A 12,493-nucleotide genomic window follows, 5' to 3' on the forward strand; every position below is an offset into this window, starting at 1 on the left:
ATTGAAGGCGAGATGGGCGACTCGCTGCCCGGTCTGCAGGCCCGGCTGATGAGCCAGGCGCTGCGCAAGCTGACGGCGATTCTGAGCAAGACCGGCACGGCCGCGATTTTCATCAACCAGGTGCGCGAGAAGATCGGCGTGATGTACGGCAACCCGGAGACGACGACGGGGGGCCGGGCGCTGAAGTTCTATTCCTCGGTGCGCCTGGACGTGCGCAAGATCGGGCAGCCGATCAAGGTGGGCAACGACGCCGTGGCGAACACGGTGAAGGTCAAGACGGTGAAGAACAAGGTGGCCCCGCCCTTTAAGGAAGTCGAACTGACCCTCATGTACGGCAAGGGCTTCGACCAGCTCAGTGACCTCGTGGGACTGGCCAGCGACATGGAGATCATCAAGAAGGCGGGCTCGTTCTACTCCTACGGTGACGAGCGCATTGGCCAGGGCAAGGAAAAGGCGATTGCCTACATCGCCGAGCGCCCGGAGATGGAGCAGGAAATCCGCACCCGGGTGCTAGGGGCCATCAAGGACGGCCGCGATCCGCTGGCCGCCGTGCCCAGCGTGGCGGAATAACCGCAGCCCGCAAGACGTGCGCCGGGGCCCCAGTGGCCCCGGCGCTCTTAAGTGGATGATCGTCCTACCGCAGCTGCCACAGCGATACGGTGTCGGCCGGAGCCACGCTCAGGCGGCGGCGCAGGTCCTCGCCGCTGTAGTCGTCATCCTGCTGAAGCAGCGACCAGCCCGGCGCCAGATTCAGGTCCACCGTGAGCACCTCGGTCAGGCCCGCTTCGGGCACGCAGCGCGACTCGCCGCGCACGGTCACGGCCCCGGGCACATACACCAGCCGGTAGTCGCGGACCTGGGCGGCGGTGTCTGGCCCGTCACCCAGCACATTGACCTCACTGTTCAGGCGCGGGGCCGAGCCCCACAGATGCTCACCCACCACGCTGCCCAGGCTGGGAAACTGCGTGCCTGCCGGCGCCACCAGCAGTTCGGGCACGGGAAAGACGGTGGCCGCCGGCCAGCTGAACACGATCTGGCCCTCGTATCTGGCGCAGTCGGCCGGGTTCACGGGCAGCAGCCACTCGTTCAGGGGAACCAGGCGACCGGCCAGCTGCGCTGGGTCCGGCAGCGGCAGGCTCAGGCGACCCGCCGCGTCCACGCTGCCGCGCGCCAGCAGCACCTGCCGGTCATCGCCCGCCGAGAATGGGGCCAGCAGCCCCACCGAACGGGCGCCCTCTGACCAGCCCGGCACCTGGGCGCGCAGGGTAGGCGGGCCCTCCTGCCCCTGAGCCCCGGCCCCCAGCAGCGCCACCCACAGCAGCCCACGCAGGCGTTTCATGCCCCGACTGTACCAGGGCACCCACAGCAAAGGAGCCTGAGCACGAACGGTCCAGGCTCTCTTGCTGTTTTCCGTGGCGCGCGGTGTTACTTGCCGCCGCCCACCCCAATCCCGATGCCGGTGCCCACGCCGATGTTCACGCCCACACCCACGCTGGCGGCGCCCCCACTGCTTCCTGCCGAACCGGAGGCCCCGGCGCTGCCGCTGGCCGCACCCTCACCCTGCACCGAGACACTGGCCGGCACAGACACCAGCACCCGCGCCAGAGCGTCCTGGCCCGCCCCCGTGCGCACGGTCAGGCGGCCGAAGTCCAGCTGGCCCCGGGCGTCGGCGCTGGCCTGGGCCGCCAGCTCAAAGGCACGCTGGGCGCCGCCCGCTGTGGTCACCACGGCGCGGGTGGCCTGGGTCAGCTCGCCCTGGGCCTGCCACACGCCACCGGCGCTCAGCGTGCCGACCACCTGCCCCTGGGCATTCAGCAGGGTCACGGTGCGGCCAGCCAGGGCGGCAGCGGCCGCCGCGCGCGCACTGGCCTGCGCCTGGGCATCGGCCCGCACCGCCTGGGAGAGGCTGAGGGCCCGGCCACCGCTGGTCACGGCCAGGGTTTCGGCGCTCACGCGGCCCTGCGCGGCGGCGTTGCCCGCCAGTTGGTACGTGGCCGAGGCGCCGCTGCGCAGCGTCACACGCGCCTGCGCAGCGGCCCGGCTGGCGCCCTGAAACACGAAGGTCCCCGTGGCATCGGCGGTGGCGACCACGCGGCCCTGGGCATCCAGCAGCGCGGCGCCCGCAATCTGGGCGTCGGCCTGGGCGGCGGCGCTGGCCTGGGCACTGGTCTGGGAAGTCACGGTGCCGGTGGCGGCGTGGGCGGCGGTGCCCAGCAGCAGGGCGGTCAGGGTCAGACGGGAGAGGAAGTGGGTCATGGTGGGTCCTTTCCGGCGAGCGTGGCTCAGCCGATGGGAGGAACTATAAAAAGCCTTTCTGATAGATTTATGATGGCTACTTTTGAATAGAAAACAGGTACAGTTTTATAGACACGCCGTAAAAGAGTGTCGTTCCAGCAGCCCTCTGCAGCTGCGCGGGGGTAGTGGACCATAGCCCACTCAAAAAAACCGCAAAGAGGCTCGCCGGGGCCAGCCTCCCCCATTTCGCCTATGCCACGCTGCACCTTTCGGCGGATGCCCAGCCCGGCGCGGACCGGCCACACTGAACCCAAGCAAAGGACCGGGGTTTCCGCACGGGAGACATCGACAACCCGGCCCCAAGCAAACGCCCCCGCCCGAGTGAAGGCGGGGGCGTTTTTCCATCAGGCTTAGCGGCGCAGCACCGCCCAGAGGCCGGGCAGCAGCGTGGCAGCCAGCAGCAGTTTCAGGGTGTCGCCCAGGAGGAACGGGGTCAGGCCGGCAGTCAGCAGCGCCTGCTCTTCCAGGCCGGTGAGGGCGCCCAGCACGGGCAGGCCGAACAGGTAAATCACCACGTTGCCCGCCAGCATGGCCAGGGCGGTGCCCAGAAACCGGCGGTCCAGCGCAAAGCGTTCCACCAGAAAGCCCACCAGCGCGGCGGCGAAGGGAAAGCCAATCAGGTAGCCCAGGCTGGCGCGCAGGCCGGTGCCCGCCGGGTTCAGGAAACCGCTGCTGCCGCCGGCATAGACGGGCAGACCAGCGGCGCCCGCCGCCACGTACAGGGCCAGCGCCGCGAACGCGCGCTTCCAGCCCAGCGCCGCGCCCACCAGCAGCACGCCCAGCGTTTGCAGGGTCAGGGGCACCGGCTGCAGGGGAATAGACCCCTGGGCCAGCACCGCCACGAAGGCCGCGCCGCCCACGATCAGGGCGAGGTCGCGGGCGCGGCTGTGAGCGGGCAGCAGGGTACGGGACAGGGTGGGGTGCAGAACAGTCATGGAATATCTCCTGGAGGTGAGGGGCGAAAGGGGAAGGTCAGGGGGTGGCGGGCCCCGGCGGGCCGCTCAGCTGGCCAATCAGCTGCACGTCACCGGCGCTGACGGTGTGCAGGCCACCCGGGGTCTGCACCAGCAGGCTGCCGCGTGCGTCCAGGTCGGTGGCCACGCCCTCCAGCGGCCCGGCCGGGGTTTGCACCCGCACCGGGCGCCCCAGCGTGAGGTTGGCCGCCCGCCATGCCCGCAGCACCTCGTCGGGTGGGGCCGACAGCCACGTGTGCAGTTCGCGCAGCACCGCGCCCAGCACCCCGGCGCGGGTGAGGTCCGGGGCGAACTCGCGCAGGTGGGCCGCGCCGTCCGGGGCCGCCGAGACATTCAGGCCAATGCCCAGCACCGCGCGCCGGGCTTCCTCGCCGCGCAGATCGGCTTCCAGCAGAATGCCGGCCAGTTTGCGGCCGTCCCCGGTCAGCAGGTCGTTGGGCCATTTCAGACCGCCAACCCCGGCCGCGCGCTGCACCGCCACCCCCGCCGCCAGCGGCAGCAGGCCCAGTTCCGGCAGGGTCAGCGGCGCGCCCCCTGGCCCCTGGCGCAGCAGCACCGAGAACGCAAGCGTGCCGTGCATGGTGGCCCAGGCACGTCCCCGGCGGCCCCGGCCCTGGGTCTGGCGCTCGGCCACCACGGCGGCGCCGTGCGGAGCTGGCGCGTGGGGGTCGTCGGCCCAGGCGCGCACCTCGTCCTGGGTGCTGCCCACGGTGCCCAGGTAGCGCAGCGCCGCGCCCATGGGGGTGGGCCGCGCCACGAACTGCGGGGCAGGGGTGCCGGGGCTCAGGGCGTAGCCGGCGCGGCCAATCTGCACCGGCACCCCCTCGTCCTGCAGGCGGCGGGCCAGGGTGTTGACAGTCACGCGCCCCACCCCCAGGCGCGCGCCCAGGGCGTCGCCGGTCTGGGGCTGGGGGGTCAGGAGGGGCAGGAGGCGCTCAGGCATGGCCGTTCAGGGTTTTACGCGTCCGGCTGAACGAAAGCAATGAACCGGGTGCAGAGTTGTGGGCGCCCGTGGACGCGGCGGGGGCGGCAGACGCGCGTCCCTGGCCCCTGGGGGCGGGTTTGATAAACTGAACCCCATGACGATGGTGCGCCAGACCAAACAGCGCCTGGCCGTTCTGGAGGTGCTGCGAGAAGCCCGGTCGCACCCCGACGCCGCCTGGATTCACGCGCAGGTGCGCCAGCAGCTGCCCAGCGTGAGCCTGGGTACCGTGTACCGCACCCTGGACGCCCTGGTGCGCGACGGCGCGGTGGTGACCCTGGAGCGCGCCGGGCAGGCCACCCGCTACGACTACAAGCACGAGGGCGCCGCCCACCACCACGCGGTCTGCCGGGGCTGCGGGGCCATTTTCGATGTGGCCGCCGGGGACCTGCCGGCGCTGCCGGCCTCGGCGCTGCCGGCTGGCTTTCAGGTCACTGACATTCGCCTGGAATTCATGGGCGTGTGCCCCGACTGCCAGCGCCCCTGAGCCGGACCTTGGCCCTCTGGCCCGCAAACGCGGTTCAGGGTCGAGTAGCCTGACCCGGCGGCGGCTCAGAGTGGCGGCTCAGAGTGAGGCGGAGAAACACGGCCCTCCGGGCCCAGAGACAGTACATCGGCTCTTGCCCGGTATTGCTGGCGGAATAGAGCAGGCTGGATCAATCTGCTCCCCCGCACCCGGGCCCGGCGCGCTGCGGGACGTGCGGCCAGCCGGGCGGCGCTACGCTGCGCCCATGAGCGTGCCGCCCCCTGCTGCCTCCCCCGGCGAACCCCCCGCCTTTCCCACCTACCGGCTGCAGACCTTTGCGCCGGCCTTTGCGCTGGGCTGGGGGCTGGGCGCCGCCCTGACCTTCGGCGTGCGGGCCCTGGGGGGCGAACTGCTGGGCGGGCCCTGCTCGGGCCGCACGCTGCTGGCGCTGCTGCCCGCGCTGCTGCTGGGGCCCGGCGGCCTGGCCTTTACGGCGGCCCACTGGCGGCGCCCGGCCCGGGCCGCGCTGGGGCTGGGGCTGGTGGTGGCCTCGCTGCTGCCGGCGCTGTTCGTGGGGGCGCAGGACATTGCGGGCCTGCGCCGCAGCGGCTGCGCGGGGGGATACGTGGTGCTGGCCCAGGCACGCGCCGGCCAGCCGGCCGAGAGCATTCGCACGCTGAGCGTGCCCGCCGGCCAGACCCGGGTGCTTCAGGCGCGCATTGGCGGCTTCACGCCCCAGAGCCACCCGGGCCCCTTCACGGTGGAAGGGGCCAGCCCGGTGCCGGGTGTGCGCGTGGCCGTGCCCCGCACGCCCGTGCGGGTGGGCGACTCCTTCACCGTCACGGTGCAGGTGGACCCCCGCACCCCGGTCAACTCCTACACGCTGGGTGTGCGCGCCGTGACCCGGCAGGGCGAGCGGCCCGTGGAAGCCGCGGGCACCCTGGAACTGAATGTGCGCCCGGCGACTCCCTGATCCGGACTGCCGTCCATTTCCGTCACCTCCGGGAAGGAGCCGGATGTTCCCCGCCTTCGGCGCTGTTTCAGCCCAATCCCCGGAAATCCGCACTCTTTCCTGCTCCCTCCGGTCGGAACAATTCCGGAACGTGTTCCGGAATTGTTCGGAATCCGGATGAGGGCAAATGTAAGCCGCTCTCTAGATGAAGCCGCACAACAGGAGAACTATGAAGTTGCTCACACTCACGTGGAGGACAGATCGCCAGGCGTGGCGTTGCCGTGTGGGCATTCAGGAGGGGTTGCGATGTCCGAGCATGATCTCGACCGCCCACTTTCCGACGCGCTCTTAACACCTGAGCCCGACCCCCAGCCAGCCGAGCAGCGCCGCAACTTCCTGCGCCGCGCCGGCCTGATGACCGGGGCCGCCGTGGTCGGCGGGGCGCTGGGGCCCACGGCGCTGGCCCAGCCGGTGCTGCGGGCCACCCCCATTCTGCTGGACAAGGCCGCCGTTCAGACCCGCCTGAGTGGCCTGAACAGTATCCAGGGCCAGTCGCAGCGCCTGGCCGAGAGCGCCATGCTGCTGCGCGGCCTGGAACTCGTGCGCACCTTCAACCCCGACGCCGCTGCCAGCTTTGATCTGAGCTTCGGCCTGAGGTGGTAGGGCAAGAACCTGCGTCGTTCATCCTGAAGGCCACGGCCCACTGCAACCTGAACTGCCCCTACTGCTACATGTTCAACCTGCGGGACCGCTCGTTCGCTGGGCGCCCGCGGGTGATGCCCACAGGCGTTGTGGAGGCTGCCGCCCGGCGCATTGCCGCGCAGGTGCGGCGGCTGGGCCGGCAGACCGCCAGCGTGACCTTTCACGGCGGCGAGCCGCTGCTGGCCGGCCAGGACTGGTTCCGGGACGCGGTGGCCGTCCTGCGGGAGGCGGCGCCGGAAGTGGCGTTCGAGTTCACAGTGCAGAGCAACGGCGTGCTGCTGACCCGCGACTGGCTGGACTTGTTTGCCGACCTGGGGGTGGTGGTGGCCCTGAGCCTGGACGGCCTGCCCGAGGCGCACAACCGCACCCGGGTGGATCACGCCGGGCGCGGCACCTACGACGCCACCCGCCGCGCCATCGAGCGCCTGAATGCCCACCCGGCGCGCGAGCGGCTGTTTGGCGGCGTGCTGTGCGTGATTGACCCGGCAGTGTCCGGGACCGCCACCTACCACCACCTGCGCGGACTGGGCGTGGACCGCATGGACTTCCTGCTGCCGCTGGACCACAACTGGGACGCCCCGCCGCCCCAGCCCGGCGCCTACGCGGCGTATCTGGTGCCCATCTTTGATGCGTGGTGGGCGGAAAATAACCCGAACGTGCTGGTGCGGATGTTTTTCGACATCATGAAACTGCTGCTGGGCGCGCGCCAGCATATTGATTCGCTGGGCGGCGCACCCGTGAATATTGCCGTGGTGGAAACCGACGGCAGCCTTGAACCGCTGGACGCCCTGCGCGCCTGCCGCGACGGCCTGACCCTGACGGGCCTGAACGTGCTGGAACACGAGTTGTGGGCCCTGCAGGGGGTGCCTGTGTATCAGGCGGCGGTGGCGGGGCAGCGCGGCCTGGACGCCCTGATGTGCGGGGCATGCGCGCTGCGCGAGGTCTGCGGCGGCGGCTACCTGCCCAACCGCTACAGCGCCGCCACTGGCTTTGCCAACCCCAGCGTGTACTGCCTGGACCTGCAGCGTCTCATTCTGCACATTGCCGCGCAGGTGGACCGGGCCCTGCCGCCTCAGCCGGGGGCACCTGCTGCCTGGGCATAGGGCCGCCACCAACCATGGGGGCGCCCCCGGCAAGGGAACAGCGCCCCCTTGATCGGCTCTACCGATTCGGGGGGCGCTGGAAGGAGAAACAGAGAGGGAAGCCGGCCCTCTGTTCAGGCGCGGGGCAGGAACGACAGGTGGCCCTCGAACAGCCGCATCCGCAGCTTGTGGGGGCTTTTCTCGGTCAGGGTGCCCTGCATCAGACCGTAGGGGGTGGAAATCTGAACCATGCACTGCCCCCGGTTCTCGGCACATGCCCGCACCAGGGCGTCCAGGTCCGAGACCAGCGTGCCCTTGGCCAGCTTCTGGGGGTCCGCAATGATGGTGAGCCGTTTGTTGGCCGCAACGGTATACTGGCCCTGAAGCGTAAGCATCCTGTCATCGTATTCTTTTCCAGCTGTTGCAATTGCAAGGCGTGAACGTTGACCGCGCTGCCCTCCAGGCCCGCGCCGCATTGCCCCCTGCGGCAGGCGCGGCGGCCGCATCTGCCCATCATGAAGGTGTGGCACCATAGGGAGGTTGGAGTTCCTTTGCGGGCTCAGACGGGTTTCGTCTGTTTCGTGTCCAGTCCGGACCAGAACCAGGCTGCACACGCCACGCCCGAAACCCGTGTTTTTCCTCCTCGCCCTACTCGGCTGGACTGGTTGAGCAAACCAGTTCACCGGAGTGCCTACTTCAACCCAGAGAGGGGCTATGACCTATTTGAATCTTTCCTGGATGCCCGGCACCACAGACCGCGTGCGCTTCACCACGGCGGGACAGACCTACACGGTGTTTCTGCGTGATATCGAGCAGGAAACGGTGCACAGCGCCGGCAGCCTGTACCTGAAAGGCACCGTGAAGCTGCCCGTCAGTGCCGACCACCACGCCCAGCTGATGGGCTCGCTGGCCCTGAACATGACCCCCGAGCGCGCCCGGTAAGCCACCCCCAAGCAGTGTCTCCGCGCGCCCTGGGCCCCCATGCCCAGCGGCGCGCTGGCCTTGTCAGGAAGCGCTGGCCGGGGGCCAGAGAGGGGACTTTGTCCGCCCCGTCCGGCCCCCCAGCTTGGCGGCGCTTGAGATTCAGCCGGGCACCCTCCCCTGCGCCGCTGGGCAGCGGCCTGGAGCTGCACCGCTTTACAGGGGCTCCGGTCCACACCCCAGGCGCCCAGCCTTCTGCCCCAGCATCCAGCCTCTTTTTTCGTGGTGCTGGCGCGATTCTGCCTGTTCCCAGCCTGCCACGTGTCCCGGTCACGGCATGCCACAATCGGCCTATGGCTGTGCCCCTGCCCGAGCTTCTGACGACCATCTCGGCCACGTTTCTGACCATGCTGGTCGTGATGGACCCGGTGGGTCTGGCGCCTATCTTCATTGGCCTGGCTGGCAACCGGCCCAGCTTCGAGCGCCGCCGGGTGGCCATCAAGGCGTGCGTGGTGGCGGGCATCATCATTCTGGCGTTTGGGCTGTTTGGGCGCGAACTCCTGGAACACCTGGGCATCAGCCTGGGGGCCTTCCGCATTGCCGGGGGCATCCTGCTGTTTCTGATTGCGCTGGACATGGTGTTTGCCCGGCCCAGCGGCAGCAAGGAAACGGCCGAGGAAGAACAGGAGGCGCACGAACGCCAGGACATCAGCGTCTTTCCGCTGGCCATTCCGCTGATTGCCGGACCCGGCACCCTGGCCAGCATCATGATTCTGGCGGCCGATGCCCACGGCTCGCCGCTGCTGCTGTCGGCGGTGTTTCTGGTCACGGCGGGTGTGCTGCTGCTGTGTTACCTGGCCCTGCGCCTGTCGGGGCAGATTGCCCGCGTGATCGGCCTGACCGGCGTGCATGTGGTCACGCGCGTGCTGGGCGTGTTGCTGGGGGCGCTGGCCGTGCAGTACGTGGCCGACGGCACCCTGGATCTGCTGCGCACCGGCCTGAAAGCGGGCGGCGCCCTGCCGGGGCTGACCTGAACGGCGCTGGCCCAGGGAGGGCGGCCAGTCCCTGGTGCGGGCAGCGCGCCCTCTGATCGGTAGGCCATTGCCCCCAGCCCCCTTCAGGGGCCACTAAGCGTCTGTGCGCAACATTTGCCTGAAGACGCCGCTTTAGAATGCCGGGCATGATCTCCAGAAAGGACGTGCAGCCCGAGCCCCGCCGACCCACCGTAGCGGCTGACCTGAACGCGCCCCGCGTGCTGGTCCTGAACGCGTCCTATGAACCGCTGCATGTCACGAGTGCCAAGCGGGCCATCACGCTCATTCAGTACGGCGTGGCGGAAATTCTGGAGAACAGTGAGGACGTGGTGCGCTCGCCCAGCACGGTCATGAGCGTGCCCAGCGTGATTCGCCTGCGGCGCTACGTGCGCCGGCCCCGCGTGCATCCGGTGCCCTTTAACCGGCGCAACGTGCTGCGGCGCGACACCTTTACCTGCCAGTACTGCGGCGCCCCCGATGAACTGACCCTGGACCACGTGCTGCCCCGCTCGCGTGGCGGGCGCCACACCTGGGACAACGTGGTGACCGCCTGCCGCACCTGCAACCAGCGCAAGGGCAACCGCACCCCCGAAGAGGCCGCCATGCCCCTGCGCACCCGCCCCCGCGCCCCCAGCTTCGGGGTGTATGCCCACGGGCAGTTTGCCCACTGGCAGCCGCAGTGGACCCGGTATCTGGGGGGGTGAAGGGGCACGGGCTATGGGCCATGAGCCATGGGGCAAGTGCTGGCCCTGTGGCTCTTTGCTTTGGGGCTGGATTGAGGGGGCATTCCATCCTCACCGTCCAGACCTCAGGGCTCAGGGCTCAAAGCTCATAGCCCCTTCCCCCCTCTACACTGCGGCCATGAACCGCGAGCAGGCTTACGCCCTGATGGTGCAGCACACGCCCTCGGCCTCGCTGCAGCGCCACATGCTGAATGTGGAGGCCGCCATGCGCGCCTATGCCCGCCACTGGGGCGAAGATGAAGAGCTGTACGCCGTGACGGGCCTGCTGCACGACTTTGACTATGAAGCCCATCCGGACGAGCACCCGGCCTGGGGCGTGGCTCACCTGCGCGCGCACCGACACGCCGCCCGAGGTGCTGGACGCCATCATGGGGCACGCGGCCTTCACCGGCACGCCGCGCACCAGCCAGCTGGCGAAAACGCTCTTCGCTGTGGATGAACTGACCGGACTGGTGCAGGCCGCCGCCCTGATTCGCCCGGACCGGGACGTGCGCGGCGTGGAGCTGCCTAGCCTGAAAAAGCGTTTCAGGAACCGCGCCTTTGCCGCTGGGGTCAACCGTGAGGAGGTGGAGCAGGGGGCCAGCGAACTGGGCGTGCCGCTGGAGGAGCACATGGCGAGGGTGCTCAAGGCGCTACAGGAACTGGCCCCCGCCGGGGCCAATTCATAAGGTCACCTGAGCATGGGGTCAAGATCAGCTTTGGGCAGGGCTGCGTAACAGCGCTCACAATGCAGGGGTCTAGAGGCCCGGCTGATTGTGCATGCTGGCTGCGGGCCCACCAAAGGAGATCCCCATGAACAAGACCCTGCTGACCCTGGCCCTGCTGTTTGCCGCCCCCACCGCTCTGGCCGCCGCGCCCCAGCCCACCCTGATTCAGGTGCAGGACACCAGCACCGACTCCACCGACGGCGCCGCCGAGCAGGCTGGCGAGGCTGTGGACACGGCCGCTGCTGAAACTGGTGAAGCAGTGGAGGATGCCGCCGCCGCCACCGGTGACGCCGTGAACGACGCCGCCCAGGCCACTGGCGAAGCGGTAAACGACGCTGGCGAAGCCGTGAACAATGCCGTGGACCCCAACGGCGACGGCGTGGTGGACAGCAACAACGACGGCGTGGCCGACACCCGCCAGTTCCCCTGGGGCCTGCTGGGTCTGCTGGGTCTGGCTGGTCTGCTGGGGCGCAACCGCCACACCACCACCACGACCTACACCACGGGCACGGGCACCACGACCGGCCACACCAACGACCGCCGCTAAACACCTCTAACCGCAAGGGCCCCGGCAGACGAACTGCCGGGGCCCTGTGCTGGCGCGCTACAAGAGGCGGCCGGTCCCGCCCCCACCCGGCACCAGAACCGGGGTGGGGGTTTCACGCCTGAAGGGACCTGTTGCCGTGCTCAGCCTGAATCGTTGGCCACCCCGGTCCTGGCGAAATTGGCCCTCAGCCCTTGGTCAGAATGCGCACGCTGATGATCTTGTCGGCCACGGCGCCCTCCACGGGCGTTTCGGAGCCGCTGCTGGTGTCGCTGGTGCGGGTCAGCTTCGGCAGCACGTCGTCTCCGGTGACCACCTTGCCGAAAATGGTGTGCTTGCCGTTCAGGCCCTCGGTGGGCGCAAAGGTAATGAAGAACTGGCTGCCGTTGGTGGCCGGGCCGCTGTTGGCCATGGCCAGAATCCCGGCCGAGTCGAAGGTCAGGCGGGTGCGGAACTCGTCGGCAAACTGGTAGCCGGGACCGCCGGTGCCCCACTCGGCCTTCTTGGCCTCGTCCACGCTTTTGGGGTCGCCGGACTGCGCCATGAACTCGTTAATCACGCGGTGAAAGCGAATGCCGTCGAAGTAGTGGTGGCGCGCCAGAAACACGAAGTTGTTGACGGTGACCGGGGTTTCCTGCTCGTACAGGTCGGCCAGCATCTGGCCCCGGTTGGTGTCAATCAGGGCGTAGTAGTCCTTGCCCTCTTCCAGGCTCAGTTCCGGCTCGGCCTTGAACTCGCGCACAGGCGCCTTGCTGAGTTCGGCCACGGCGGTGTAGCCCGCCGGCACCGGACCGGGAGCGGTCACCGCTTCGGTGGCGGTTTCGGCCGCGTTGGTGTCGGTCTCGGCCGGGGTCTCCGTCTCGGCCGGGGTCTCCGTCTCAGCCGGTGCCGTGTCTGGCTTGGTTTCGGTCTCGGTGGTGGTTTCCGTGGTTGTGGTGGTCGCCTCTTCCTTGGGCTGGCAGGCAGTCAGGGCAAGCAGGGCAGTCAGGATCAGGGCAGCGTGTTTCATGGTCTGCCCCAGTGTAGCGGGCACTGCCCGCGCCGGGCGTCCACCTCTGGGCGCAGCGGGCGGGCCATGCTCTAGACTACGC

General features: G+C 69.4%; 15 protein-coding genes and 1 pseudogene. 10 read left to right on the plus strand and 6 right to left on the minus strand.

Translation table 11 applies throughout. The features are described from left to right. Positions 1-570: recombinase RecA family protein (locus C8263_RS05080; RefSeq protein WP_503487462.1), on the plus strand; the 570-nt coding region annotated here is incomplete at its 5' end. 64 nt (positions 571-634) lie between these two features. Here the strand turns inward: C8263_RS05080 and C8263_RS05085 are convergent. From C8263_RS05085 to C8263_RS05100, 4 genes are all read right to left on the minus strand, one after another. Beyond that, positions 635-1,339: a hypothetical protein gene (locus tag C8263_RS05085; RefSeq protein WP_158263742.1), complete on the minus strand. Its 705-nt coding sequence runs from the start codon at positions 1,337-1,339 to the stop codon at positions 635-637. Positions 1,340-1,425: 86 nt separating this feature from the next. Next, entirely contained in the window at positions 1,426-2,256 is an 831-nt protein-coding gene (locus C8263_RS05090) for a hypothetical protein (protein WP_107137048.1), read from the minus strand. Positions 2,257-2,645: 389 nt separating this feature from the next. Next, positions 2,646-3,230: a biotin transporter BioY gene (locus tag C8263_RS05095; RefSeq protein ID WP_107137049.1), complete on the minus strand. Its 585-nt coding sequence runs from the start codon at positions 3,228-3,230 to the stop codon at positions 2,646-2,648. 37 nt (positions 3,231-3,267) lie between these two features. Beyond that, positions 3,268-4,212, minus strand: coding sequence for a biotin--[acetyl-CoA-carboxylase] ligase (locus tag C8263_RS05100; protein ID WP_107137050.1), 945 nt, complete (start codon positions 4,210-4,212; stop codon positions 3,268-3,270). A gap of 136 nt (positions 4,213-4,348) precedes the next feature. Here C8263_RS05100 and C8263_RS05105 point away from each other — a divergent pair, with 136 nt between their 5' ends. The 4 genes from C8263_RS05105 to C8263_RS05120 all read left to right on the plus strand — a co-directional run bounded on the left by C8263_RS05105 (position 4,349) and on the right by C8263_RS05120 (position 7,474). Then, positions 4,349-4,738: a Fur family transcriptional regulator gene (locus C8263_RS05105; protein WP_107137051.1), complete on the plus strand. Its 390-nt coding sequence runs from the start codon at positions 4,349-4,351 to the stop codon at positions 4,736-4,738. Positions 4,739-4,982: 244 nt separating this feature from the next. Next, on the plus strand, positions 4,983-5,690 hold the full coding sequence (locus tag C8263_RS05110; protein WP_107137052.1) for a hypothetical protein: 708 nt from the start codon (positions 4,983-4,985) through the stop codon (positions 5,688-5,690). A gap of 285 nt (positions 5,691-5,975) precedes the next feature. Then, positions 5,976-6,332 (plus strand): twin-arginine translocation signal domain-containing protein, encoded by a 357-nt coding sequence (locus C8263_RS05115; RefSeq protein ID WP_107137053.1) that lies wholly within the window; start codon positions 5,976-5,978, stop codon positions 6,330-6,332. Next, positions 6,326-7,474, plus strand: a complete 1,149-nt coding sequence (locus C8263_RS05120) for a radical SAM protein (protein ID WP_107137054.1) — start codon at positions 6,326-6,328, stop codon at positions 7,472-7,474. Before C8263_RS05115 ends, C8263_RS05120 begins: the two co-directional genes overlap by 7 nt. Before the next feature lie 113 nt (positions 7,475-7,587). Here C8263_RS05120 and C8263_RS05125 read toward each other — a convergent pair whose 3' ends face one another. Next, positions 7,588-7,848: a hypothetical protein gene (locus C8263_RS05125; RefSeq protein ID WP_107137055.1), complete on the minus strand. Its 261-nt coding sequence runs from the start codon at positions 7,846-7,848 to the stop codon at positions 7,588-7,590. Between the two features lie 319 nt (positions 7,849-8,167). Between C8263_RS05125 and C8263_RS05130 the strand changes: the two genes are divergently transcribed. The 5 genes and pseudogenes from C8263_RS05130 to C8263_RS05150 all read left to right on the plus strand — a co-directional run bounded on the left by C8263_RS05130 (position 8,168) and on the right by C8263_RS05150 (position 11,405). Further along, positions 8,168-8,395, plus strand: a complete 228-nt coding sequence (locus C8263_RS05130; RefSeq protein ID WP_107137056.1) for a hypothetical protein — start codon at positions 8,168-8,170, stop codon at positions 8,393-8,395. A gap of 332 nt (positions 8,396-8,727) precedes the next feature. Beyond that, entirely contained in the window at positions 8,728-9,408 is a 681-nt protein-coding gene (locus tag C8263_RS05135; RefSeq protein ID WP_107137057.1) for a MarC family protein, read from the plus strand. Positions 9,409-9,554: 146 nt separating this feature from the next. Beyond that, positions 9,555-10,112 (plus strand): HNH endonuclease, encoded by a 558-nt coding sequence (locus C8263_RS05140; protein WP_107137058.1) that lies wholly within the window; start codon positions 9,555-9,557, stop codon positions 10,110-10,112. A gap of 157 nt (positions 10,113-10,269) precedes the next feature. After that, positions 10,270-10,819, plus strand: a pseudogene (locus tag C8263_RS05145) (HD domain-containing protein). Between the two features lie 124 nt (positions 10,820-10,943). Next, the gene (locus tag C8263_RS05150) at positions 10,944-11,405 is read left to right on the plus strand and encodes a hypothetical protein (RefSeq protein WP_107137059.1); all 462 of its coding nucleotides are present in this window, start codon (positions 10,944-10,946) and stop codon (positions 11,403-11,405) included. A 184-nt stretch (positions 11,406-11,589) separates the two neighbouring features. Here C8263_RS05150 and C8263_RS05155 read toward each other — a convergent pair whose 3' ends face one another. Next, positions 11,590-12,411 (minus strand): peptidylprolyl isomerase, encoded by an 822-nt coding sequence (locus C8263_RS05155; protein ID WP_107137060.1) that lies wholly within the window; start codon positions 12,409-12,411, stop codon positions 11,590-11,592. Between the last annotated feature and the right edge of the window lie 82 nt (positions 12,412-12,493).

It is taken from the genome of Deinococcus arcticus, assembly GCF_003028415.1.
GTDB classification, from domain to species: domain Bacteria; phylum Deinococcota; class Deinococci; order Deinococcales; family Deinococcaceae; genus Deinococcus; species Deinococcus arcticus.

Excerpts from the sequence above, each read along its gene's own strand:
- C8263_RS05085 (WP_158263742.1), bottom strand. The coding sequence starts at position 1,339 with ATGAAACGCCTGCGTGGGCTGCTGTGGGTGGCGCTGCTGGGGGCCGGG.
- C8263_RS05090 (WP_107137048.1), bottom strand. The coding sequence starts at position 2,256 with ATGACCCACTTCCTCTCCCGTCTGACCCTGACCGCCCTGCTGCTGGGC.
- C8263_RS05095 (WP_107137049.1), bottom strand. The coding sequence starts at position 3,230 with ATGACTGTTCTGCACCCCACCCTGTCCCGTACCCTGCTGCCCGCTCAC.
- C8263_RS05100 (WP_107137050.1), bottom strand. The coding sequence starts at position 4,212 with ATGCCTGAGCGCCTCCTGCCCCTCCTGACCCCCCAGCCCCAGACCGGC.
- C8263_RS05105 (WP_107137051.1), top strand. The coding sequence starts at position 4,349 with ATGACGATGGTGCGCCAGACCAAACAGCGCCTGGCCGTTCTGGAGGTG.
- C8263_RS05110 (WP_107137052.1), top strand. The coding sequence starts at position 4,983 with ATGAGCGTGCCGCCCCCTGCTGCCTCCCCCGGCGAACCCCCCGCCTTT.
- C8263_RS05115 (WP_107137053.1), top strand. The coding sequence starts at position 5,976 with ATGTCCGAGCATGATCTCGACCGCCCACTTTCCGACGCGCTCTTAACA.
- C8263_RS05125 (WP_107137055.1), bottom strand. The coding sequence starts at position 7,848 with ATGCTTACGCTTCAGGGCCAGTATACCGTTGCGGCCAACAAACGGCTC.
- C8263_RS05130 (WP_107137056.1), top strand. The coding sequence starts at position 8,168 with ATGACCTATTTGAATCTTTCCTGGATGCCCGGCACCACAGACCGCGTG.
- C8263_RS05135 (WP_107137057.1), top strand. The coding sequence starts at position 8,728 with ATGGCTGTGCCCCTGCCCGAGCTTCTGACGACCATCTCGGCCACGTTT.
- C8263_RS05140 (WP_107137058.1), top strand. The coding sequence starts at position 9,555 with ATGATCTCCAGAAAGGACGTGCAGCCCGAGCCCCGCCGACCCACCGTA.
- C8263_RS05150 (WP_107137059.1), top strand. The coding sequence starts at position 10,944 with ATGAACAAGACCCTGCTGACCCTGGCCCTGCTGTTTGCCGCCCCCACC.
- C8263_RS05155 (WP_107137060.1), bottom strand. The coding sequence starts at position 12,411 with ATGAAACACGCTGCCCTGATCCTGACTGCCCTGCTTGCCCTGACTGCC.